Source organism: Kitasatospora sp. NPDC098663, from assembly GCF_044760075.1.
Taxonomy (GTDB): Bacteria; Actinomycetota; Actinomycetes; order Streptomycetales; family Streptomycetaceae; genus Kitasatospora.
This window is the reverse complement of the sequence record NZ_JBIWAP010000014.1, coordinates 73,889-96,140: the sequence shown is the minus strand read 5'-3', so window position 1 is coordinate 96,140 and position 22,252 is coordinate 73,889. Positions and strand designations below refer to the sequence as shown.

The window sequence follows — 22,252 nt, the reverse complement described above, 5'->3', positions numbered from 1 at the left end:
CCTTGTCACGAGGGTGCGGCGGCCTGGTGTTCCACGGTGTGAGAGCGACTAGTGGTCCAGACCACTCACCAGCTTCAGTGCCGCCTCGACCTCCGCCCCGCCGGCCGGCAGCAGCGGCAGCCGGACGTCCGGGGTGGGGATCCGGCCCTGGGCGTGCAGCACGCCCTTGATCACCGTCGGGTTCGGCGCGGCGAAGGCGGCCAGCGCCAGCCCGGTGAGCCGGTGCCCGAGCGCCCGGGCCCGGGCGGCGTCCCCGGCCTGCCAGGCCTGCGTCAGCTCGACGAACCGGGCGGTGGCCAGATGGGCGGAGGCCAGGATGCCGCCGGCCGCGCCGAGCGCCAGCAGCGGCGACAGGAAGGCGTCCTCCCCGGTCAGCACCGCGAAGTCGGCGGGGGCGGCGGCGAGCAGTTCCACCGCCGTCTGGTCCACTCCCCCGGTCGCGTACTTGACGCCCACCACGCCGTCCAGCGCGGCGAGTTCGAGCAGCGCGGCGGCGGACAGCTGCTGCCCGGTGCGGTACGGGATGTGGTAGGCGACCAGCGGCAGCGGGCTGCTCGCGGCGATCGCCCGGAAGTGCGCGACCGTCCCGGCCTCGCCCGGCCGCAGGAACGCCGGGACGGTGACCAGCGCGGCCGCGGCCTGCGGCACCCGCTTGCCGAGCGCGGCCAGCGACTCGGCGGTGGAGCGGGTGTCGCCGCCGTGCGCGCCGACGGTCAGGAGGGCCCCGCGGCCGGCGCAGGCGGCCGCGGCGGTCTCGACCACGGCCCAGCGCTCGTCCTCGCTCAGCGCTGCGGGCTCGCCGGTGGTCCCGAGGGCGACCAGCCCGGCCGCGCCGGCCTCCAGCAGTTCGGCGGCGAGCACGGCGAGGGCGTCCAGCGCGACCGTGCCGTCCGCGGCGAAGGGCGTGATCAGGGGGACGTGGATGCCGGTGAGTTCCATGGCCACGATCCTGCGGCCCGCCGATCACCCAGGTCCAGTTCACATTCGTGATGCTTCTCGTAAGCTGAGCCGATGCTCGACGTCCGACGCCTGCGCCTGCTGCGCGAACTCGCCCACCTCGGGACCATCGCCGCCGTCGCCGAGGCGCTCTCCTTCAGCCCTTCGGCGGTGTCCCAGCAGCTGTCCGTCCTGGAGAAGGAGGCGGGCGTCCCGCTGCTGGAGCGCACCGGGCGGCGGGTCGCGCTCACCCCGGCCGGGCGCAACCTCGTCCGGCACGCCGAGGCGGTGCTCGCCCTGCTGGAGCAGGCGGGCGCCGAACTCGCCCACGCCCGGCGGGGCCTGGCCGGCCCGTTGCGGATCGGCACCTATCCGTCGGCGGCCCGCGCGATCATCCCGGCGGTGCTGGGCGAGCTGGCCGCGTGGCATCCGGGCCTGGAGCCGATGGTGACGGAGGTGGATCCGGCGGGCGTCGCGGCGGCGCTGCGCGCGGGCGAGCTGGACGTCGCGCTGGTCCACGAGTACGACCTGGTCCCGGCCGATCCGGAGCCGGGCCTGGCGGTGACCCGTCCGGTGTTCACCGAGCCGATGTACCTGGCGGCCCGCGCCCCGGGCACCGTCGCCGAGCAGCGCGGCGCGCCGTGGATCATGGCCCCGCCGGGCACGCTCTGCCACAGCATGGCCGTCCGGGCCTGCGAGTCCGCCGGGTTCGCGCCCCGGATCCGGCACCAGATCGACGACTTCGCGACCGTCCTGGCCCTGGTGGCGGCCGGCCAGGGCGTGGCCCTGGTCCCGCAGCTGGGCGCCGCGCAGCCGCCGCCCGGCGTGGTCCTCACCCGGCTGCCGATGTACCGCCGCACCCGGGCCGCCTTCCGCGCGGGCGCCGGCTCCCACCCGGCCATCTCGGCCTTCGTCTCCGCCCTGCACACGGCCGTCCCCCCGGGCCTGGGCGGGCACGGCTGATCCCCCCCCCGGGCCTGGGCGGGCACGGCTGATCCCCCGGGGCGCACCCCGGGGGATCGGTCACCGGCTCAGCCCGCCAGGCAGCTCGGCCCGAGCAGCTGCTTGAGGTCCCCGAACAGCGCCGGGTCCGACTTCACCCGGTGCCGGTCCAGCCGCAGCACGGTCGTCTTGTTGCGGCCCTCCAGCCGCACCCGGACCTCCGTGGTGCCCCGGTGGCTGCCCAGCACCTCGCCGAGCCGGGCGATCAGCGGCGGGGTGATCTTCACGCTCGGGATGTTGATGATGATCGGCGCCTCGGCGTGCGCGTTCGACAGGTCCGGGACGGACAGCTCCATCCCCATCAGTCGCGGCACGTCCTCCCGCTTGTCCAGCTTGCCGCGCACGAACACCACGGCGTCCTCGACGAGTTGGGCCGAGACCAGCTGGTAGCTGGCGGGGAAGAACATGCAGTCGATCGAGCCCGCGAGGTCCTCGACGGTCGCGATCGCCCAGGCGTTGCCCTGCTTGGTCATCTTGCGCTGGAGGCCCGAGATGATGCCGCCGATGGTGACGATGGTGCCGTCGGGCCGTTCGGCGAGGTCGGCCACCGCGCAGTCCGCCTTGTCGGCGAGCACGTGCTCGATGCCGTGCAGCGGGTGCGAGGAGACGTACAGGCCGAGCATCTCGCGCTCCTGGGTGAGCAGGAAGGACTTCTCCCACTCCTCCTCGGAGAAGACGACGTCGAGGCCGAAGCTGGGCTCGTCGGAGACGGCGTCGCCGCCGAACAGGTCGAACTGGCCCTCGGCCTCCTTGCGCTTGACCCCGACGACGTTGTCGATCATCGGCTCGAACTGCGCGCTGAGGCCCTTGCGGGTGTGCCCGAGCGAGTCGAAGGAGCCCGCCTTGATCAGCGATTCGACGGTCCGCTTGTTGCAGACCACCGACTCCACCTTGTCGAGGAAGTCCGGGAAGGAGCTGAACTTCCCCTTCGACTTGCGGGTGCGGATCATCGAGTCGACGACGGGGCCGCCGACGTTGCGGATCGCGGTGAGGCCGAACCGGACGAGCGTGTCACCGTGCGGGGTGAAGTCCGAGTCCGACTCGTTGACGTCCGGCGGCAGCACCTGGATGCCCATCTTGCGGCACTCGTTGAGGTAGATCGCCGACTTGTCCTTGTCGTCCTTGACGGACGTCAGCAGGCCGGACATGTACTCGGCCGGGTAGTTCGCCTTGAGGTAGGCCGTCCAGTACGAGACCAGCCCGTACCCGGCGGTGTGCGCCTTGTTGAACGCGTAGCCGGAGAAGGGCACCAGGACGTCCCACACCGCCTGGATCGCCGCGTCCGAGTAGCCGTGGTCCCGGCAGCCCTTCTGGAAGGGCACGAACTCGGCCTCCAGGATCTCCTTCTTCTTCTTGCCCATGGCCCGGCGCAGCAGGTCGGCCTGGCCGAGCGAGTAGCCGGCGAGGATCTGGGCGGCCTTCTGCACCTGCTCCTGGTAGACGATCAGGCCGTACGTCGGCTTGAGGATCTCCTCCAGGGGCTTCTCCAGCTCCGGGTGGATCGGGGTGATGTCCTGCTGGCCGTTCTTGCGCAGCGCGTAGTTGGTGTGCGAGTTGACGCCCATCGGGCCCGGTCGGTACAGCGCGAGGACGGCGGAGATGTCTTCGAAGTTGTCGGGCTTCATCAGCCGCAGCAGCGAGCGCATGGGGCCGCCGTCGAGCTGGAAGACGCCGAGCGTGTCGCCGCGCGCCAGCAGTTCGTAGGTCGGCTTGTCGTCCAGGGGCAGATCAAGCAGGTTGATCTTGATGCCCTTGTTCTTCTCGATCGCCTTGACGGCGTCGTCCATGATCGTCAGGTTGCGCAGGCCGAGGAAGTCCATCTTGAGAAGGCCGAGGCCCTCGCAGGTGGGGTAGTCGAACTGCGTGATGGTGACGCCGTCGGTGTGCCGGGTCCAGACCGGGATGTGGTCGGTCAGCGGCTCGGCGGACATGATGACACCGGCCGCGTGCACGCCGGGCTGGCGGATCAGGCCCTCGATGCCGCGCGCGGTGTCGATGACCTTCTTCACGTCCGGGTCGGTCTCGTACAGCCCCCGGATCTCGCCGGCCTCGCTGTAGCGCGGGTGGCTGTTGTCCGTGATGCCGGACAGCGGGATGCCCTTGCCCATCACGTCCGGCGGCATCGCCTTGGTGATCCGGTCGCCCATCGCGTACGGGTAGCCGAGGACGCGCGAGGAGTCCTTGATGGCGGCCTTCGCCTTGATGGTGCCGTACGTGACGATCATGGCGACCTTGTCGGATCCCCACTTCTCGGTCACGTACCGGATCACGTCACCGCGCCGGCGCTCGTCGAAGTCGATGTCGACATCGGGCATGGAGATGCGCTCGGGGTTGAGGAAGCGCTCGAAGATCAGGCCGTGCGGGATGGGGTCGAGGTCGGTGATGCCCATCGCGTACGCGACCAGCGAGCCCGCCGCCGAACCACGGCCGGGGCCCACCGCGATGCCCTGCTCCTTGGCCCACATGATGAAGTCGGCGACCACGAGGAAGTACGCCGGGAACCCCATCTGGATGATGGTGTCCATCTCGTACTCGGCGAGCTTCTTGTGCTCCTCGTCGTACCCGCCCGGGAAGCGCCAGTCCATGCCCTTCCACACCTGGGACTTGAAGAAGTCCGCCTCGGACTCGAAGCCCTCCGGGATCGGGAAGCGCGGCATGAGGTTCTTGAACTTGAACATGCCCTCGGTGTCGACCCGGGAGGCGACGAGGAGCTGGCTGTTGCGGCAGCCCTCCTGCCAGGCGTCCGAGGAGTCCAGGGCGTACATCTCGGCGGCCGACTTGATGTAGTAGCCGGTGCCGTCGAAGCGGAAGCGGTCCGGATCGGAGAGGTTCTTGCCGGTCTGCACGCAGAGCAGCAGGTCGTGCGCCCCGGCGTCGGCCTCGGTGGTGTAGTGCGAGTCGTTGGTGACGACCGGGGGGATGTTCAGCTTCTTGCTGATCTCCAGCAGCCCGTCGCGGACCCGCTTCTCGATGTCGAGGCCGTGGTCCATCAGCTCCAGGAAGTAGTTCTCCTTGCCGAAGATGTCCTGGTAGTCGGCGGCCGACTTCACCGCCTCGTCGAACTGGCCCAGCCGCAGCCTGGTCTGCACCTCGCCGGACGGGCAGCCGGTGGTGGCCATCAGGCCGCCGGACAGGTCGGAGATCAGCTCCTTGTCCATCCGGGGCCACTTCACCAGCCAGCCCTCGGCGTAGGAGCGCGAGGTCAGCTTGAAGAGGTTGTGCAGGCCCTCCTTGTTACGGGCCCAGATGGTCTTGTGGGTGTAGGCGCCGGAGGCGGAGACGTCGTCCCGCTTCTGGTGCGGCTGGCCCCACAGGATGCGCTTGGTGTTGGAGCGGGACTCCGGCGCGACGTACGCCTCGATGCCGATCACCGGGGTGATCCCGGCGGCGGTCGCCTGCTTGTGGAACTCGGCGGCGCCGTACATGTTCCCGTGGTCGGTCATCGCGACGTGGGTCTGGCCCAGCCGCTCGACCTCCTTGAACATCTGCTTCAGCCGGGCGGCACCGTCCAGCATCGAGTACTCGGTGTGGACGTGCAGATGCGCGAACGGCTGATCGCTCAAGGCGGGGCCTCCGGAGGCGGGTGCGGGTCTGGTGGGCCGGCGAACGCGCAGGTCACACAGGGTGCCTGGAAACAGATGTGGCCCGAACCACCTCACGGGGTCCGGACCATCACTCACGCGTTCACGCGTCTACTCTAGCTCCCCTTCGCAGGCGCCCTCCTCCCGCTCGGAGCCTCCCGAGCTCAGCCCGGCGAGTCGCGTCCCGGCGGCCTCGCGAACCTCCGGTACCTCCATCGGGTCGTCCCGCAGGTGGGCGAGGCGTTCCCGGACGTGGGGGCGGTCGGGGGCGTGCGCGACGGCCAGGAGGCGGGCGTCGGCCTCGCAGTCCCACAGGCACTCGGTGTACACCTCGGCCAGCCCGGCGGGGGCTACGGCGGCCAGTGCCTCCAGGTAGGCGGGGCGCTCGGAGGAGTGCGGCGTCCACAGCCAGAAGCGGCGCAGCAGCGACGCGGCCCCGGCGGCGTCGGGGCCGAACCGGGCCAGGCCCCGGGCGGTGTGCATCGGGCCGGACCACTCCTGGGACGTCCACTGCCGTTCCAGCTCGCCCGTCGCCGTGGGCAGATCGAGATCACTCGCGTCGCCGCCGTGCTCCGGCAGCAGGGCGTGCGGGCTCGCGCTGTGCCGCTCGGGAGCCGGGTCCGTCGAGCCGCGAGGGCCACGCCGCCGGCGTACGTCCTGCCCGGCCACCGGGTGCTCGTCCTCGCGGACGTGGGCACGGAGTGCTTCCCGGGCCTCGGCGGAGCCGGCGAGCGCCAGCAGCTCCAGGACTCCGGTGGCCCGCAGGCAGGTGTCCTCGTCCCCGGACAGCAGTTCGACGATCGGTCCGACCGGCAGTTCCAGGTCCCGGACGAGCCGCGCCAGGTAGAGGTGCCGGTCGTCCACCTGCCGGTCCCAGCGCCAGTCCCAGCGGATGCAGCCGTAGACCAGCTCGGCGGCCGAGGCCGGATCCTCCGCCGCCATCTGCGCGCCCAGGCCCCGGCCGCGCTGCAACAGCCCGGGCAGGGTGCCTGCCGGGGCGTACTCGTATCTCCGCTGTGCCACGTGCTCCATCGTCCCTCAGCCCCCGACGGCTGAGCGGCGGGGGCTGGGGGGTGGGGGGTGGGGGGTGGGGGGTGGGGGTTAGGTGTCCTCGTCGGGCGGGGTCGCGCGGAGGGCGGTGATGACGCCCAGGACGACGGTGGCGATCGCCAGGGCGAGGAGGACCGCGAAAGCGGTGGCGATCAGGAAACGCACGAGTCGTCGCCTCGCTCGGCGGCGAGGAGGAGGGAGAGGAGGTTCAGGAGGGTGGAGGCGGGGGCCGCGTTGAAGCGGACGAGGATGCGGCCGTCGATGGTCTTGTCCGTGGTGGCGGAGGGCCAGATGAGGCCGAACTTGCGGCCGCGCTCGTCGACTTCGGCGAGCAGCGTACGGATGTGGTCGTCGGTGTAGAGCCGGATCCGGGGGTCGGTCGGCATCATGGGGCGACGGCGCGGGAGGGGGTAGGACATCAGGCGGCGTCCAGCTCGAACCACACCATTTTGCCGCGTTCCTGGGGGTCCACGCCCCAGCGGTGGGTGAGGCCTTCGATGAGCTGGAGGCCCCGGCCGGACTGGGCGAGGGGCGCCGGCTCCTGCTTTTGCGGGAGGCTCGGGCTCTCGTCACTGACGGACACCCGGAGGGTGGGGCCGACGGCGAGGATGAGGACGAGCGGCGCGGGGGTGCCGCCGTGCCGCCAGGCGTTCACGAGCAGTTCCACGAGCGCGAGTTCGGCGTCGTCGGTGACCGAGGTCGGGTACCCGCAACGACCCATCGCTTCCCGGAGCGACTGGCGGGCGATGGCGAGGGAGGGCGTGTTGAGGTGACGCATGGGAGTTCTCCCGAGGCGTGATGGTGAGGGAAGAACCGGCGGGCATGCCGCCGAGAGCCCTATGAGCGGGCGTTATTGACGATCCGTCGGATCGTCGTGACACCGAACATACAGCACCGGTATCACGTGTAGAACTAAAACGGGATAGGTTCACCCTCAAGTGCCACCCTCCGTCCCCAGGTGGACCCGCGCCCAAGCGGCGCGGCAGACTTGGGACACACCGGCAAGGAAGGACCCAATGCCGCCACGACTCAATCCGACGCTCCGTCAACGTCGAATCGGTGCCGAGCTTCGGAAGATGCGCGAGGCCGCCGGTCTTCAGACGGTAAACCTGAGCAGGGCCCTTGGCATCGACCGAACTCAGGTCAGCCAGATGGAGTCTGGCAAGATCGGCGTGAGCCCAGAACGGCTCCGCTCCTTCGCCGCAGCCTGCAAGTGCACGAACATGCCCTTGATCGAGGCTCTGGAGTCCATGGTCCAAGACCGCTCCAAGGGCTGGTGGGAGGAGTACCGAGGGTCCCTCCCTGACGGCATCCTTGAGAACGCGGAGCTGGAGAAGCGTTCGGACGGGCTCATGATGTGGCTCCTCACCCACATGCCGGGCCCCTGCCAGACCATCAACTACGCCTCGTCGGTCTTCGGGCGAGTATTTCCTCCGCTCCCTCGGCACGAGTTGGAGGCCCGCACTGCGTTCAGAATGCAGCGCAAGGCCGACCTGCGCCGCAATCCGAAGCCGCTGACCGCTTTCATCTACGAGTCGGTGCTGTGGACTCGGTTCGGCGGTACCCAGATCCTCAAGGAACAACTCGGCTCCCTGCTCGAAGACTCCGAACTGCCCTGGATGACCATTCGAGTCGTACCGTTCGACGTCGAGACCTTCCCCGGGGCTGCCGAGAACCTCGCCTATGCGTTCGGCTCAGTCCCTGAGCTCGACACTGTCGAGCGGGAACTCTCCCAGGGCCCCGAATACGTCGACGCCGTCAACGAGCTGGCCAGCTACCGGTACATCTTCGAGCGCACTGAATCGGTTGCGCTGAGCACGAGCAACTCTCGCGACCTGATCAGCAAAATCGCACGAGACCTATGAAAGGCCCATCATGACCGACACCAAGTGGCAGAAGTCTTCCTTCAGCGGCAGCGTCGAGAACTGCGTGGAGGTCCGCACGGTCGACGGGCTGGTCGAACTCCGCGAGTCCGACGAGGGCCACCTCACCCTCCCCACCACCCCCGCCCACTTCGCCGCCTTCCTCCAAGCCGCCAAAGCCGGCGAGTTCGACCACCACGCCTAGACACCCCACAGCGCAGGAAGTCGGCCAGCCCGACTTCCTGCGCCAAACAACCAACGGGGGACCCCAGATGACCGACACCACCTGGCAGAAGTCCAGCTACAGCGCCTCAAGCAACGAATGCGTGGAGATCCGCACCACCCACGGGCTGGTCGAACTCCGCGAGTCCGACGAGGGCCACCTCACCCTCCCCACCACCCCCGCCCACTTCGCCGCCTTCCTCCAGGCCGCCAAAGCCGGCGAGTTCGACCACCACGCCCAAGCGGCTGTTGTTCTGTCCCGAACTTGAGGAGTGCTGGTCGAACGGGAGCCACCCGAGCTCCCGACCCGGCCGGTCCTCCCCCGCCGTCGTGACCTCCGCGTCCATCACATCGAGCGGCAGCATGACCGCGCGCACCGGGCGGAGGTCACGTCGCCGAGGGGCCCGGCCGCACGACGGGCCAGAGCACCCACAGGCACGACGCCTGGCGTACCGCCACGACCAGCGTCCTCGCGGCAGTGCGCGGCTTGTCACCCGAGCGGTGGGAGGCGAGGACGTCCGCAATGGCCGACCGGCGGCGACTGTGAAAATCGCTGTCCGACCACCGGAGCACGGTGGTAGACATCCGGCGTGGAAAAGAATCTTGAATTCCCCGATCTGTTGCGACTGATCGATGAACGGTCGACCGCCTTCCGCGCCGCGGTCGCCGCCGCGCCCGGTCTCGACGCGCAGGTGCCGACCTGCCCCGGGTGGACGCTGTTCGATCTGGTGAAGCACCTGGGCGGGGGAGACCGGTTCTGGGCCGCCATCGTCGGCGCGGGGCCCGCCGACGCGCCCCCGGCCGAGGCCGTCGCCGCGCGCGCCGCGCTGGAAGTGCCGCAGGAGCGTGAGGCCCTGCTGGCCTGGCTGGACGCGTCGACGCAGCTTCTGCTGGGCGCCCTGAGCGCGGCGGGACCGGAGAGCGGTTGCTGGACGTGGTGGCCCGCGTCGCAGTCACCGCGGACCGCCGGCGGTGTCGCCCGGCACCGGGTCCAGGAGACCGCGGTGCACACCTACGACGCCCAGCTCGCCGGGGGCGCCCCGCAGCAGCTGCCGGTCGAGCTGGCACTCGACGGTGTGGAGGAGTTCCTGTTCACCGTCTGCGCAACGCCGAGTGCCTGGCCGCACAAGCCCACGGCCTTCGACTTCCACGCCGCCGAGGGCCGCTCCTGGCGCCTCACCGTCGACGGCGACGGCGCACGCACCACCCGCGTCCCCGCGCCCACCGCCGCGACCGGCGAGGACTCGGACGCGGCTGGCGCCTCCGTCCACGGCACGGCCGGTGAGCTGGTCCTCTACCTGTACGACCGGATCCAGGCCGACTCCTTGCACGTTGACGGAGACGCAGGGCTGCTCGACCTGCTCCGCGCCTGGGAGCCGGAGGAGAAGTAGCGCAGAGACATCTGTTCGCCGTCATTCGATCGAGGCGTTTGACAGCGAACCCGGTCGTTCAGGCTTCCTTGTCAGCGAACCTGGTCGCTCTTCGGCCCGATGCCTTCGGCCCTGGCCGGAGTTCCGTCCGGGGCGAACGCGTGGTGGAAGGTGAAGGCGTGCGGCGCGGAGCCGTGGTCGTGGAGGTGTTCCAGCCTGGAAACCCCGTCCTGCCAGACGGGTATCTCGCCGTCGGCGACCCACCAGAACACGTAACCCGGGCGTCCTGTCCTCTCGAACCAGTCGTAACGTGTTTCTAGCGGGGTGAAGTAGAGCCACTGGGGCGGTGGTTTCGGGAGCCGTTGCTTCGGCGGCGAGTTTGGGAGCCACCGGGTCTGAAGGTGTGTGACATGCCGTCTTTGGAGTAATGGGGGCTTTGGGCTGTTTGGCCGGGCAGGCTGTGCGAGTTGGTCACGGTCGTGTCAGGAGCCCGTGGGTGTACAGGTCGCGCGAGTGGATCTTTGAGCGGATCCGGCGGGACCGCCGGTTGGATCCGACGGTCTCGGGGCGGGCGTTGGCTCAGCGGTACAAGGTGTCGCGGAACACCGTGGCGATGGCGCTGGTGTGTCCGGTGCCAGCGAAGCGGAAGAAGCCTCCGCCGCGCACGAGCGTGCTGGAGCCGGTGAAGGGCTTCATCGACGCGATGCTGCGCGCGGACCTGGCCGCGCCGAAGAGCCTGGAGATTCTGCTGGTCAAACCCGGCGCGTTCGCCGGAGCCGCTGCCTTGGCGCAGGCCCGGGCGGAGGGCGGATTCACCAGGGTGCACGAGGCGTTCTGGGCCGCGGCCAAACAAAAGGCCGGGGACAGGGAGGGCACCCGGATGCTGATCGAGGTCCTGCTGCTGCACCGTCAGCTGCCCGCCGCCGCAGTCGTGGCGGGGATGGAGACGGTGCTCAAGGTCGGCTCGGTCAGCACGGACCTGGTCGCGATCGAGGCCCGCAAGGCGATCGAGAACAGCACGCTTGCGGTGGCCACCAACTCGCCGTTCGCCGAATGGGACAGGATCTTCGCCGACCCCCGGCTCTGCGCGGCCATCGCCGACCGGATCACCTTCCGCTGCACACTCATCCAGACCGGCACCGAGTCCTACCGTTTCCAGGCCACCGAGGCCGAACGCCAGGCCAAGCCGACGCGCTGACCGCACGTGTGCCGGGCTTGCCACCGCGCATGGTGGCAGGCCCGGCACATGTCGGCGCTGGTTCACGCCGGACGGCCAGAGCGGCGTCGGCACGGCTGCGGGGAGCAGCGTGGTCGCTCCGGCCCGACACTCACCAGGTGATCAGCGCGTAGCCCGGGCCGCCTGCGCTGCCCGCGCCGCCTGCGCCGTCGGCGCCGCCTGCGCCGTCGGCGCTGCCTGCGGTGAGGCTGCTGGCTCCGTTGCCGCCTCTGCCGCCCGTGGCGGCGTTGCCGCCGTTGCCGCCCGCGCCACCGACGCCGGTCCCGGCGGGCGGGGTGACCGCGCCGACGGGCGCGGCGACGGCGGGAGCACCCGCGCCGCCCGTGCCGCCGGCGCCTCCGGCCTCACCCGGGCCGGCGACAGCTCCGCGCCTGCCCTCGCCGCCGGTGACACCGGCATTGCCGGGGCTGCCGCCCTGGCCGGCGGATCCGCTCGCGCCGAGCACTTTCGCGACGGCCGTGCCATCGCAGATACCCGGACGAATGAAGGAGGCCGCGCCGCCTCCGCTGGACGCCCCACCCGGCGAGCCACCCGCGCCACCGGGCGCGGTCGCCGCGCCGATCTCGCCGCCGTCACCGCCGCTGCCGCCGCCACCGCCCGGACCTCCGCCACCCGGAAGCCCCGAGTCGCCATTGAACGCGACAGCCTCGTCGAACGTCCGCTGGTTCTCCACGCCAGTGGAGAACCTGCCGCCATCGGCGCCGGCGTCCACGCGTCCACCCTCGCCGCCCGGACGTCCGGTTCCCCCGCTCTTCCCGTCGGCGGTCACGATTCCACCGCCACCGCCACCGCCACCGGCCGCGCCGCCACCGCCGCCCGCCGAACGCATAGTGTCGATCGTGACCTTCAGGACATCTCCGGGGTCAACGGCGAGCGTGCACGCGACGTAGCTTCCGGCCTGGCCCGCGCCACCGCCACCACCACCGCTGCCGCCAGCCCCTCCACCGCCACCGCCACCGCCCAGCGTGTCCGGGATTCCCAGATTCGAACCGCCGCCACCACCTCCACCGCCGGCCCCGCCGGCCCCACCGCCTCCGCCACCGGGCGCCCCGGGCCCCCAGGCGTACACGGTCACCGACGTCACCCCCGCCGGCACCGTGAACGACCCGCTTCCGGTGAACGCCATCTGATGGGTCGGCTGAGCTGCCGGGGCGACGGCCTGCGGTACCCGGGTGTCGCTCGCGACCGCGGGGAACGGCGTGGCGAGGGCGCCCGTCGTGGCGGCCAGGGCTACGAAGGCCGCGGAGACGGCGGGCAGCCGTCGCGCTCGGCCCGGGCCGGTGACTATGAACGGTGTACGCACGGATTTCTCTCCTTCGATGAACCTGCTGCGGTCGTGCGGCCAGTGCTCTGGACACCTCAGGCGTCGTGTCAGGCCGGTGGTGTCACCGCCGCGAGTCAAGCGTGTACAGAGCGCCCTTGCCCCGATAGCCGTGAAGGCCGATCAGGTGGCGTCTGGTAGCTCGACACGGCGAACGGTGGGGAAGGGGCCGTGCTTGAGACGGCCAGTAGCACCGGCCTGCATCGTCGTCGTTGGCCGGGACTGATGCCCGATTGCCGGCCGCTCCTGGCCGTCCCTGCCGTCTGCTGCTCCTCGAAGGCGGCTGGGCCAACCGCGACAGCTTCCCGCTGGCCGCCGGCCCCAAGCCCGCCTGGCCGCCCTTGACGACTACCGGCTGACCGTTCACCGGCCCAGCGGGCTGCCCCGTTCGACGACGAGATCGCCCTGACCCGTGAGTGGCACCGGGCAGGTGTCCCTGTCGGTGAAGGTGGCCATGGCGGACGAGACGGTGTCTCCCGGGATCGCCGCCCTGCGACAACTAGGGAATGCCGATTACGACAGGGGCCAGTGCTCTCGTCGAGGACGGCCAGGCTGGGCTGTCCGGGGAGACGGCGCCGCGCCCTTCAACCGCACCTGTCAGGGACACGGGGCAGGAGGGCCCGGCGCCCTCAAGCTACCCAGGGCAGGGACCGCCACCGCGGTCGCCCCCCGATCAGAAGTCACCCGATAGGGGTGGCTCCCATTCTCGCCGACGATCATGAACCTGTGGCACAGTCCGACGCCTTCACAAATGGACCAACGTGGCTCCCGAAACCACCGTCCCAGTGGCTCTACTTCACCCCGCCGAAAACACGTAACGCCTGTTCAGCGCCTCACGGTGCAGACCGGTGTAGATGGCGTCGAAGGCGGAGTGCAGGTCGGTCCAGAGGGAGAGGGTCGCGGCCAGCGCGATGGTTTCCGCCGTACGGCCCTTGCCGTACCAGGCCGGGACGACGAACTCCCCCCATGCGCCCCAGTCCAAGTCGAAATGCGCGCCCTGGCCGTCGTCCGCCGCTTCGGCATGAGCGAGGTACCCGGGGTGCTGGCTGATCTTCTGGTAGACGGGCCCGCCGGTGTCCTGGAATTCGCGCGTGAGAGGTGCGGGATCGGCGACGGGTGACTTCAGGGCGCCGAACGTGTACAACGCGAGATGAGGCATGCGTCTCTCCCTGGTTGAGGGTGCCTGGTGTGGGCCCGGCCGCGGGCGGCTCGACCCGAGGCAACTTCCTTACGAGCGTGGGCGATCGCCGAGGACCAGGTGGAAGATAGCCGCCTCCGCACCCCCTGTCGAAGTTGCGTTTTCCCCGCCCGGATGGCCTCTTGCACCAGCCGTCGCGGGCGCCCCGGGCGCCCGGCCGGGTCTGCGCCAGCTTCTGGGCGGGGAGCACCCCGAGGGAGAAGCCCCCGTAGACGACCTGCCGAGGCAGGTCCCCGGCCGCGCGGACGCCGCGCTCGATGATCTCGCCGAAGCCGACCTGCTGCGCGTAGCCGACGCCCTCCTCGACCGAGTCGAACGTGCGCCCGTCGAACAGGTCGGGGGTGTGCACGGCATACCCGGCCGCACGCAGCTCGTCGGCGAAGCCGACGACACCGGTGGTCAGCCCCTGCGCGTGGTGAAACAAGACGATCTCTGCCATGCCCGAACCGTTCCCGCCCCTTGACGTCGACTTCAGCCTGTTGCACGAACGATCGGAAATCTAGTGCCGCATCAGGCAACGTTCGCCCCGTCATGACGTGTCGTTCAGTTGCTGTGCTGGGCGTCACTGGACGTGATCCACGACTTCAACGCCGACGGCTTCGACTCCCCCTACCCGAAGTACCGGGGCGGGCGGCCCAGGACGTTCACGCTGCCCGAGCGCGCCGTGAGATCAAGAAGATCGCGAGGTCGAAGCCGGTCGAGCCCGGCCGGTCGTTCTCGACCTGGAGCCTGGCCAAGCTGGCCGACTTCCTGGTCGCCGAGGGGGTGGTCGACGACATCAGCCACGAGGGCCTTCGGGTCCTGCTCCGCGAGGAGGGAGTGTCGTTTCAACGCGTGAAGACCTGGAAGGCCTCCCGCGACCCCGACTACGCCGCCAAGAAGGCCCGCGTCGAGCACCTCTACGCGATCGCCGACCGCGAGGTCGTACCCGAGGAGGGCGAGCCCGGAGTCGTCTTCTGCCTCGACGAGTTCGGACCGCTCAACCTCCAGCCCCACCCCGGCCGACAGTGGGCCGAGCGCGGCGGCCGGCCCAAGGACCCCGACCGCGAACCCCGCTCCCGGCGGCGGGCCACCTACAGCCGCCCGCACGGGGTGCGGCACCTGTTCGCCGCCTACGACCTGGCCGAGGACCAGCTCTACGGGCACGTCAAGAAGACCAAGAACCGGTCCAAGTTCCTGGAGTTCTGCCGCTACCTGCGCTCGCTGCACCCACTGGACGTGCGGATCGCGATCGTCTGCGACAACTACTCGCCGCACCTGAGCACGAAGCGGTGCCAGCGGGTCGGGTCGTGGGCGGCGGCGAACAACGTCGAGATCGCCTACACCCCGACGAACAGTTCCTGACTCAACCGGATCGAGGCCCAGTTCACCGCCCTTCGCTACTTCGCCCTCGACGGCACCGACCACCCCAGTCACAAGGCCCAGGGCAGCACGATCCGCCGCTACATCATCCGGCGGAACAAGAACGCCGCCGACAAGCGCCTCACCGCCGTCGTGAGCAGGGCCAACACGGCCTGACGTGCGACGGCGCCGGCCGGCGTCGCCAAAGGCGCAGGAAGCCCCGTACATCGTCACGACCGTCGGCAGCCCGCCCCTCCACGTCCGCCGGGTCCGTTTCGGCACGCACCGCCGACAGCCTCGCCGACGTGAGGGCGTCGTCACCGAGACGGCCGAGGCGTCCAGCGGTACGGCCCGGACACAGGCCGGCCGGCCCTGGAAGCGGACGGACCGACACGGCGCGCGCCCCGACCTCCATCCACCGGTGCCCGACGAACCTCCCGGCCGTCGTCGCTCAAGGCGGTGGCGACCAGGACGTCCACCACCGCGCCCCCGGGTGAACACTCACGCGGGACCGCCTCAGCATCTCGGCCCGGTCACGACCTGCGGGACCCGCGGCCCGGAGTGCATGACGGCCGTCGCGCCCGGACCCGGCGGCCGCCGACGCGGAACGCCCGGCCGGGGAAACCCCCGGCCGGGCGTCCGGCCGAACTCACCTGGTCCCGGACGACCGGCCGCGCGCCGGAACCGGCGGACACCTCCGCGGTTCCGGGCGGGCCCCGGGCCGGCCGGGTTCCGGTCTCAGGAGAAGACGACCGAGCGCAGCTTCAGACGCTGGCCGAGGATCTTCCCGGGGTTCATCACGTAGAAGACGTCGCCCGCGCAGTCGAAGTCCACGAAGACGGTGGCCGTGGACAGGGTGAGGTTCCGCGGCGAATCGGCCGGCTCGTCCTCCGACGTGCCGGGCAGGTTGAGGCACTCCTCGCTCGGGGGGTCGGTGAGGCCCTGGGGGAGGCCGGGGCCGACCTTGTAGAGGAACTCGCCGGTGGCGGCGCTGGCGGAGGTGGGGACGGCGAAGAGGAGGGCGCCTGCGCTGACGGCGGCGATCGTGGCAAGGCGAAGACGCGCGGTGGAACGACGCATGGCTGAGCCTTTCGAACGAGGCCGGGAAGTCGGCCAGGACCACGTTAAGTGGCCGATCCGTCACGGAGCCAGATGTCCGACAGTAGCCCTTTCGAGTGAATTGCGAACGAGGGCCGCCACTTCCCGGCACATCCGCCGGAGCGCGCCGTGACCACCGCAGGATCGCGTACCCGCCCAGGCGGCACGGCCGTAGGGCACCGGTCGCGCCCGTCAACCGCACGTCCGCCCGCAGTGGCACTGACACAGTCCCCGGCCGCAACCGCACCACCCTGGGCGGATCACCGCATCGGAGCAGCGAACCCGTACGACCCTCCCCCGGTGCGCTCCACCGTGTCCACTCCGGCCCACGTGAACCCGGACCCGGGCGGCTGATCACAAAGACGACCGCCGAGGACGACCTCGTCCCGATCCTCGGCCCGCCCCGGGCAGGGAGGCCCCGGCCCCCACTTCCGGCCCGCCTCCCGCCCCGGCGCCCGCACACCCGGCCGGCACGACAGCCGGACGGGATGTCACGACAGGGCAACCGTTGCCTGCTGCGGCACTGGAAGGCGAGTTCGACCCATGTCGGTCTCTTCCCGGCCCGGGTTCCGACTCCGCGCGGGGCCGCCCGCTCCCGGAGCGCCTAGAGTTGCGAGGCCCCTCCGTCGACGGGGAACTCCGCTCCCGTCGAGAAGGTCGCGCCGAACGCCAAGTACGCCACCGCGGCGGCCACTTCCTCGGGCGCCCCCAGCCGCTGCATCGGGTTCGCGCTCCGGTAGGCGTCCTTCATCGTCTCGACGGCGTCGGCGGGCACGGAGCGGTCCAGGATGCCCGTGTCGATCGGTCCGGGGCTCACGGCGTTGACGCGCACCTTGCGCGGCAGCAGCTCGCGGGCCAGGGTGCGCGTCATCGACCGCAGGGCCGCCTTGCTCGCCGAGTAGACACTGAGCGCGTCGAGGCCCAGGACGTTCACCACCGACGTGGTGAGGACCACGCCGCTTCCCTCGCGCAACAGCGGCGCCAACGCCTGCACCGTGAAGTACGGGCCCTTGGCGTTGACGCCGAACAGCGCGTCGTACATCTCCTCCGTCGTCGAGTCGAACGGCGCGGAGGCGGTGACGCCGGCGTTGACGAACAGCGCGTCCACCGCGCCGAACCGCTCCTGGACCGTGCCGGCCAGCGCCTTGATGTCCCCCAGGGACGCGGCGTCGCTGCGGACGGCGATCGCCCTGTCCCCCAAGTACTCCAGCGCGGCGTCCAGGGTGGCTCGGGTACGGCCGGTGATCAGTACGTGCGCCCCACCGTCCGCGAACAACCGGGCCGCGGCCAGGCCGATGCCGCTGCTTCCGCCCGTGATCACGATCTTCTTGCCGTCATACGTCTTGCCGTCATCAGTGGTCATGCCCCAAGCCAAATGCCCACCCGCACACCCCGTCCAAGACCTGTTCCGCATGCCGCCATGCCCCAGGCGCATGACGGCGCGCGGCGTACCCTGGGCGGATGGACCTCGACCTGCGGCTCGTGCGCTACTTCACGGTCGTGGCGGAGTACGGCAACTTCGGCCGGGCCGCCACCAGGCTCCACCTGGCGCAGCCGTCGCTGAGCCGTCAGATCCAGCGACTGGAGTCCCAGCTCGGTGTCCGGCTGTTCGACCGCTCGCCGCAGGGCAGCAGCCTCACCGACGCCGGTCAGGCCTTCCTTTTCAGGGCCCGGATACTGCTCCAAGAGGCCGATCAGGCCGCTCACACGGCCAGAGCCGCCGCCCAGCCCCGCACCATCACCGTCGGCTACGCCGAAGGACTGGTCATCACCGCCTGCGTGCAGGAACTGCGCCGCCGGCACCCTGACGGCCGGGTCCGTACCAGGCACCTCGACTGGCGGGACACGCACGCCCTCGCCGAGGGGCGGGTCGACGCCCTCGTCGCGTACAGGCCCCTGCCCCTGCCCACGGACGGCTTCCGGGTGACCGAACTGCGCGAGGAGCCGCGGGTCCTGGTCACGTCGACGAGTCACCGCCTGGCGAACGAGAGAACCGTCAGCCTGCGGGCCCTGTCGGACGAGGAACTGATCGCCTGCGCCAGCACCCCGGTCCTCTGGAGCACACCCAGGCCCGTCGGCGACCGCCCGGCACCACCCCCGCCCGCGATCGACGACAGCTTCGAGGACAAGCTGGAACTCGTCGCCACCGGCCACTGTGTCGCGATCTTCCCTGCCGGCGATCGACGCGCCGCTGTGCGCGAGGACATCGCCCTGGTGCCCGTCATCGACATCGACCCCTGCGAGGTCGTGCTCGTCACGCGCGCCGACGACCCCAACCCGTTGCTCGGACAGCTGGCAGACGTCGCGCGCACACTGCTCGGCCCGGCCTCCCGACGGGAGAACGACGGGCCGCCGGTCGGCTGAACCCCTCGCCTCCGAGAGGAGTCGACTCAGCCCGCCCAACACCCGACCGCGCAGGAAGTCGGCCGGCCCGACTTCCTGCGCAGCCCCGGCGCGGGATCAGACGCTGCCCGCCTTTTCCTCGACCAGGACGGCGCCGGACGCCGGTTCGGTCGTGCGCAGCGGAAGCTTGGACCAGCGGAACGGGGCCAGCAGCAGGCCGAGGTAGGAGTCCGGCAGCCGGACCTGGTCGGCCAGGCCGATGTCCTCGGGCGGCATCCGGTCAGCGGGCAGGTAGAACGTCCCGAACAGCAGATCCCACAGGACGACCTTGCCGCCGAAGTTCTTGTTGGCTTCGCGCAGGTCCCGCGAGTGGTGCCAGCGGTGCCCTTCCGGTCCGGGCACCAGGTAGTTCAGCGGGCCCAGCCGGACGTCCATGTTGGAGTGCATGGTGACGCCGTGGCAGTTGTAGAAGGTGAGCAGGATGATCAGACCGGAGAGGCTGTGCAGCGTCCACCCGGTCAGGGCCAGCGGGAAGACGATCGCCACGTCGTCGAGGAAGAAGTCGATGGGGTGGAACCGGGCGGAGTTGAGCCAGTAGAGCCGCTCCGAGCTGTGGTGCACCGCGTGGAAGCGCCAGAAGACCCGCGAACCGTGAATCCAGCGATGCATCCAGTAGTAGAAGAACTCTCCCACCAGGAGCGCCAGTGCGGCCTGGGCGACGGGAGGCCAACTCGTCGGCCACAACGTGCTGTCCAGCTCTTCGGAAAGCAGGACGGATCCGGCGAACAGGACCGAGAGGAACAGCGGCTCGACCAGCCGGGCGACCACCACCAAGGCCACCAGACTGGAGGTGGCGTCCGAGACAACGTCCTTGCGCGAGCGGTTCCAACCCTCGTAGAACGGCTGGACCCGCTCCAGGACGGCCACGTACACCGAGGCGAAGAGGGTGACCATCGGCACGATGGCCCACTGCGGGAACGAGGTGTCGACCAGGGTGATGGATGCCCCGAGGGTCAGCACCATGAGGATCGGATAGCTGAGATAGCGGATGGCGAAACGCAGGGTTCTGCGTGCGGCGCCGAGTTCTCTTTCGGTTGCTGAGTTCATTCCCGATCTCCCCCTGGACTTCATCGGACTTCTTCTGCACCCCTCCGCGCGGGACGGGCAGGTATTTATCGGCCTCCGGCGATCTGCTGCCATATCCGGACCGGCCCCAGCGGCGCGAATCCGTTCGCCTCGGCAGCCGCCAGCTCCGCGTCCCGCTCGTATCCGACCAGGTCGATTCCCGGCACCTCTTCGCGAGCGCAGGAGATGAGACCGGCCCATGTCCGGGCGGATTCCCCCGGAGGGCCGAAGACGTTCGTCACCCCCGCCACACCGTGGCTCAGGTGAAGCACGGCTCCCGCCACCAGGCTGTCGCCCGAGAATCCCCCGAGGAAGATCACGTCGTCATCGAGCAGAAGGGTTTCGGGGAACGTGGTCACCGACGTGTCGCCGCCACCCGCCCATGCCCGCTCCCACGTACGCAACTCATCGGTGCCGGTGACAGGCCGCCACCGCTGGTCGGCACCGTCCCGTGACGCCACCTGCGCCGGGGCCGCGGCTGCGGCCGGCCGGTGGATCCACTCCGCCTCGATGAGGATTCGATAGTTCCCCGGGAGGAGGTCGGCGTTGGCGAAACTGTCCTTGACGAAGAGCGGCCCCAGCGGCGCCTCCCGCAGGACGTCGAGCACCTCCGAGCCGGACATCGACGGGCTCAGGACCACCAGGTTCGGGTAGTACGTGAGGCTCTTCTTCAGATTCACCCACGCGACGTCGGAGAGTTCTCCGGAGAACCCGTTCGCCCGGCACATCGCCTCGCACCAGGACGAGTTGTTCCGGGCGGCGGCGAGCAGCATCGGCGCCACCGGGGAGTCTGCGGCCGCAGCCCGGCCGTGGCCGAACCGTCTCGCCGCGGTGGCCGCCGCCGAGAGAACGGATCGGCACCAACGGACCCACGGACTCGTCACGTCCACCAACTCCCCTTCGTCAAGGCCGACTCCGCACCCGGCCGGCTTCCGCACCGCCGGCCCTTCGAAAGGGATGGGTTTTGCCCGCGAAATCCACAGACCGCACTCCGGCTGCCGAACGTCTTCAACGACCTTCGGGTGCATCAGTGTTGCGCGGTGCTCCGCTATGATCACCTCCGCTCATGACCACGTCAAGATCCTTCCCGGGGACACCCTGCGACGCTCGCACGCGCCCGCCGGCGCCGGCGCGTCCGTGGGCCGGAAGCGCGGTCGCGCCGACAATTCCCGCGCGCACTCGCTGCTTCGTGCACCAGAATGCCCGCATGGAAACGGACACCGTCGCGGAACTGGTCACCCAGGCACTGTCGGCCATGCGCGCCATCACCGCCTCGGACGACCCGGACGACCACGACGGCTGGAACGAGTACGGCCCGCTACTGTGGCGGGCGTCCGCCGACGAGGCGGCGCTGCCGCTCGGCCTGGAGCTCATCGGCTCCGCCGATCCGATCGAGCGCGCGACCGGCTGCGACCTGCTGCGCGACACCAGCTACCACCACGAGGCGGTCCGCACCGAAACGGCCACCGCGCTCGTCGCCCTCGCCCAGCGGGAGACCGACGAGCACGTGCTGCGCGCCCTGGCACGCGCGATCGAGCAGACGCACGACCCGCGCGCCGTCCCCGTCCTCGTCACCCTCGCCGGGCACCCGGACGCCGAGGTCCGCGAGGGGGTGGCCCGCTCGTTCGCGGAGGTCCTCACCGGGCTGCCGGACGGGCCGGACATCCGCACCCTCATCGGGCTGACCCGGGACCAGAATCCGCACGTCCGCGACTGGGCGACGTTCACCCTCGGCGTCCAGTCCGGGGCGGACAGCCCCGCGATCCGGGCCGCGCTCTGGGAGCGGACGGCCGACGAGCACGACGAGACCCGCATGGAGGCGATCCACGGACTCGCCGGCCGGCACGACCCCCGCGCCGTCCCGCTCCTCGCCGAACTGATCGGCAACCCCGAGGGCGCACACGCCCTCACGTTCGACGCGGAGCCGATCACGGGCGACCCCGAACTCCTGCCGGCCCTCCCGGAGTACGAGCCCGGCGACGACTGGACCACCGACGCCGTGAACGCCTGCAACCCGGTGCGGCGGGCCCGCCTGGACGCCTTCGCCTGGGAACTGGTCTGCACGCTCCACCGGCTCCGCCCCGACCTGGACGCCGCCGTCTCGATGGAACGCTGCGGCTGGGGCCGCACCCTCGACATCCACGCCGCCTCGGAGCCGACGGGCTACGACATCGAGGCCCTGCTCACCCGCGCGGACGGCGACCCCGCGCGCGCTGCCGACCTGGTCTCGACCGACCTGCCGCGAATCCAGCCCGCCTGATCTAACCCCTGGCGCCCCTGCCGCGCAGGAGCTCCGCGATGCGCGCGTCGACCTGCTCGCAGTCGTAGCCCCGCCGCACGATCTCGAACGCCGGCGGGGGCGGCGGTGAACCGGCTTCGGCCAGGGCCCTGAGGTAGTGGTCGACTTGCTGACGCTCGTAGCCACGCCGCACCAGGTCGAAGCCACGGAACTCTGACGTTGTCGACACTTCGCAGGCCCTCCCACCTTCTGTGTCCACGTCCGTCGCCACGGCACTGGCGGCGCAGACGCCGGTGCGGCCGCCGGTGCCCACCGACGTGGCCGCGG

At 70.7% G+C, this 22,252-nt stretch carries 19 protein-coding genes and 4 pseudogenes; 9 read left to right on the top strand and 14 right to left on the bottom strand.

Annotated elements, in window-relative coordinates:
• Window positions 1-48: 48 nt before the first annotated feature.
• Window positions 49-939, bottom strand: coding sequence for a dihydrodipicolinate synthase family protein (locus tag ACIQVZ_RS17620; protein WP_402450859.1), 891 nt, complete (start codon window positions 937-939; stop codon window positions 49-51).
• Between the two features lie 72 nt (window positions 940-1,011).
• On the opposite strand from ACIQVZ_RS17620, the gene ACIQVZ_RS17615 reads away from it, so the two are divergent.
• Window positions 1,012-1,899: a LysR family transcriptional regulator gene (locus ACIQVZ_RS17615; protein ID WP_350885762.1), complete on the top strand. Its 888-nt coding sequence runs from the start codon at window positions 1,012-1,014 to the stop codon at window positions 1,897-1,899.
• A 68-nt stretch (window positions 1,900-1,967) separates the two neighbouring features.
• Here the strand turns inward: ACIQVZ_RS17615 and dnaE are convergent, their stop codons facing one another.
• The 4 genes from dnaE to ACIQVZ_RS17595 form a co-directional block, all read right to left on the bottom strand.
• Window positions 1,968-5,501 (bottom strand): DNA polymerase III subunit alpha, encoded by a 3,534-nt coding sequence (gene dnaE, locus ACIQVZ_RS17610; protein ID WP_350885764.1) that lies wholly within the window; start codon window positions 5,499-5,501, stop codon window positions 1,968-1,970.
• A 129-nt stretch (window positions 5,502-5,630) separates the two neighbouring features.
• Window positions 5,631-6,542, bottom strand: coding sequence for a hypothetical protein (locus tag ACIQVZ_RS17605; protein WP_402450855.1), 912 nt, complete (start codon window positions 6,540-6,542; stop codon window positions 5,631-5,633).
• A gap of 179 nt (window positions 6,543-6,721) precedes the next feature.
• Entirely contained in the window at window positions 6,722-6,988 is a 267-nt protein-coding gene (locus ACIQVZ_RS17600) for a hypothetical protein (protein WP_350885768.1), read from the bottom strand.
• Window positions 6,988-7,347 (bottom strand): ATP-binding protein, encoded by a 360-nt coding sequence (locus tag ACIQVZ_RS17595; RefSeq protein WP_402450853.1) that lies wholly within the window; start codon window positions 7,345-7,347, stop codon window positions 6,988-6,990. The genes ACIQVZ_RS17600 and ACIQVZ_RS17595 overlap by 1 nt, the downstream gene beginning before the upstream one ends.
• Before the next feature lie 238 nt (window positions 7,348-7,585).
• On the opposite strand from ACIQVZ_RS17595, the gene ACIQVZ_RS17590 reads away from it, so the two are divergent.
• The 4 genes from ACIQVZ_RS17590 to ACIQVZ_RS17575 all read left to right on the top strand — a co-directional run bounded on the left by ACIQVZ_RS17590 (window position 7,586) and on the right by ACIQVZ_RS17575 (window position 10,044).
• Window positions 7,586-8,434, top strand: coding sequence for a helix-turn-helix domain-containing protein (locus ACIQVZ_RS17590; protein ID WP_402450852.1), 849 nt, complete (start codon window positions 7,586-7,588; stop codon window positions 8,432-8,434).
• Between the two features lie 10 nt (window positions 8,435-8,444).
• The gene (locus tag ACIQVZ_RS17585) at window positions 8,445-8,636 is read left to right on the top strand and encodes a DUF397 domain-containing protein (RefSeq protein ID WP_402450850.1); all 192 of its coding nucleotides are present in this window, start codon (window positions 8,445-8,447) and stop codon (window positions 8,634-8,636) included.
• A 67-nt stretch (window positions 8,637-8,703) separates the two neighbouring features.
• Window positions 8,704-8,922 carry a DUF397 domain-containing protein gene (locus tag ACIQVZ_RS17580; protein ID WP_402450848.1) on the top strand — a complete coding sequence of 73 codons (219 nt, stop codon included), beginning with the start codon at window positions 8,704-8,706 and terminating at the stop codon, window positions 8,920-8,922.
• Between the two features lie 321 nt (window positions 8,923-9,243).
• The gene (locus ACIQVZ_RS17575) at window positions 9,244-10,044 is read left to right on the top strand and encodes a maleylpyruvate isomerase family mycothiol-dependent enzyme (RefSeq protein WP_402450846.1); all 801 of its coding nucleotides are present in this window, start codon (window positions 9,244-9,246) and stop codon (window positions 10,042-10,044) included.
• A 71-nt stretch (window positions 10,045-10,115) separates the two neighbouring features.
• Here the strand turns inward: ACIQVZ_RS17575 and ACIQVZ_RS17570 are convergent.
• Window positions 10,116-10,343, bottom strand: a pseudogene (locus ACIQVZ_RS17570) (DUF3291 domain-containing protein); the annotation flags it as partial.
• A 362-nt stretch (window positions 10,344-10,705) separates the two neighbouring features.
• Here ACIQVZ_RS17570 and ACIQVZ_RS17565 point away from each other — a divergent pair.
• Window positions 10,706-11,221, top strand: a complete 516-nt coding sequence (locus ACIQVZ_RS17565) for an ATP-binding protein (RefSeq protein ID WP_402450844.1) — start codon at window positions 10,706-10,708, stop codon at window positions 11,219-11,221.
• A 130-nt stretch (window positions 11,222-11,351) separates the two neighbouring features.
• Here ACIQVZ_RS17565 and ACIQVZ_RS17560 read toward each other — a convergent pair whose 3' ends face one another.
• The 3 genes and pseudogenes from ACIQVZ_RS17560 to ACIQVZ_RS17550 form a co-directional block, all read right to left on the bottom strand.
• On the bottom strand, window positions 11,352-11,972 hold the full coding sequence (locus ACIQVZ_RS17560; protein WP_402450843.1) for a hypothetical protein: 621 nt from the start codon (window positions 11,970-11,972) through the stop codon (window positions 11,352-11,354).
• A gap of 1,423 nt (window positions 11,973-13,395) precedes the next feature.
• A pseudogene (locus ACIQVZ_RS17555) lies at window positions 13,396-13,740 on the bottom strand (DUF3291 domain-containing protein); the annotation flags it as partial.
• Between the two features lie 178 nt (window positions 13,741-13,918).
• A pseudogene (locus tag ACIQVZ_RS17550) lies at window positions 13,919-14,218 on the bottom strand (dienelactone hydrolase); the annotation flags it as partial.
• A gap of 129 nt (window positions 14,219-14,347) precedes the next feature.
• Between ACIQVZ_RS17550 and ACIQVZ_RS17545 the strand changes: the two are divergent.
• A pseudogene (locus ACIQVZ_RS17545) lies at window positions 14,348-15,297 on the top strand (IS630 family transposase); the annotation flags it as partial.
• Between the two features lie 561 nt (window positions 15,298-15,858).
• Here ACIQVZ_RS17545 and ACIQVZ_RS17540 read toward each other — a convergent pair.
• Both ACIQVZ_RS17540 and ACIQVZ_RS17535 read right to left on the bottom strand, forming a co-directional pair.
• Complete coding sequence (locus ACIQVZ_RS17540; RefSeq protein ID WP_402450840.1) at window positions 15,859-16,200, bottom strand: hypothetical protein; 342 nt, start codon at window positions 16,198-16,200, stop codon at window positions 15,859-15,861.
• 622 nt (window positions 16,201-16,822) lie between these two features.
• A complete protein-coding gene (locus ACIQVZ_RS17535) occupies window positions 16,823-17,581 on the bottom strand; it encodes an SDR family oxidoreductase (protein ID WP_402450837.1) in 759 nt (252 codons plus the stop codon).
• A 98-nt stretch (window positions 17,582-17,679) separates the two neighbouring features.
• Here ACIQVZ_RS17535 and ACIQVZ_RS17530 point away from each other — a divergent pair, with 98 nt between their 5' ends.
• Entirely contained in the window at window positions 17,680-18,582 is a 903-nt protein-coding gene (locus ACIQVZ_RS17530) for a LysR family transcriptional regulator (RefSeq protein ID WP_402450835.1), read from the top strand.
• A gap of 96 nt (window positions 18,583-18,678) precedes the next feature.
• Here ACIQVZ_RS17530 and ACIQVZ_RS17525 read toward each other — a convergent pair whose 3' ends face one another.
• Both ACIQVZ_RS17525 and ACIQVZ_RS17520 read right to left on the bottom strand, forming a co-directional pair.
• On the bottom strand, window positions 18,679-19,668 hold the full coding sequence (locus ACIQVZ_RS17525; protein WP_402450833.1) for a sterol desaturase family protein: 990 nt from the start codon (window positions 19,666-19,668) through the stop codon (window positions 18,679-18,681).
• 65 nt (window positions 19,669-19,733) lie between these two features.
• The gene (locus tag ACIQVZ_RS17520) at window positions 19,734-20,459 is read right to left on the bottom strand and encodes a hypothetical protein (protein ID WP_402450831.1); all 726 of its coding nucleotides are present in this window, start codon (window positions 20,457-20,459) and stop codon (window positions 19,734-19,736) included.
• A gap of 434 nt (window positions 20,460-20,893) precedes the next feature.
• Here ACIQVZ_RS17520 and ACIQVZ_RS17515 point away from each other — a divergent pair, with 434 nt between their 5' ends.
• The gene (locus ACIQVZ_RS17515) at window positions 20,894-21,946 is read left to right on the top strand and encodes a HEAT repeat domain-containing protein (protein ID WP_402450828.1); all 1,053 of its coding nucleotides are present in this window, start codon (window positions 20,894-20,896) and stop codon (window positions 21,944-21,946) included.
• Between the two features lies 1 nt (window position 21,947).
• Here ACIQVZ_RS17515 and ACIQVZ_RS17510 read toward each other — a convergent pair whose 3' ends face one another.
• A complete protein-coding gene (locus tag ACIQVZ_RS17510; protein ID WP_402450825.1) occupies window positions 21,948-22,154 on the bottom strand; it encodes a hypothetical protein in 207 nt (68 codons plus the stop codon).
• Window positions 22,155-22,252: the final 98 nt, after the last annotated feature.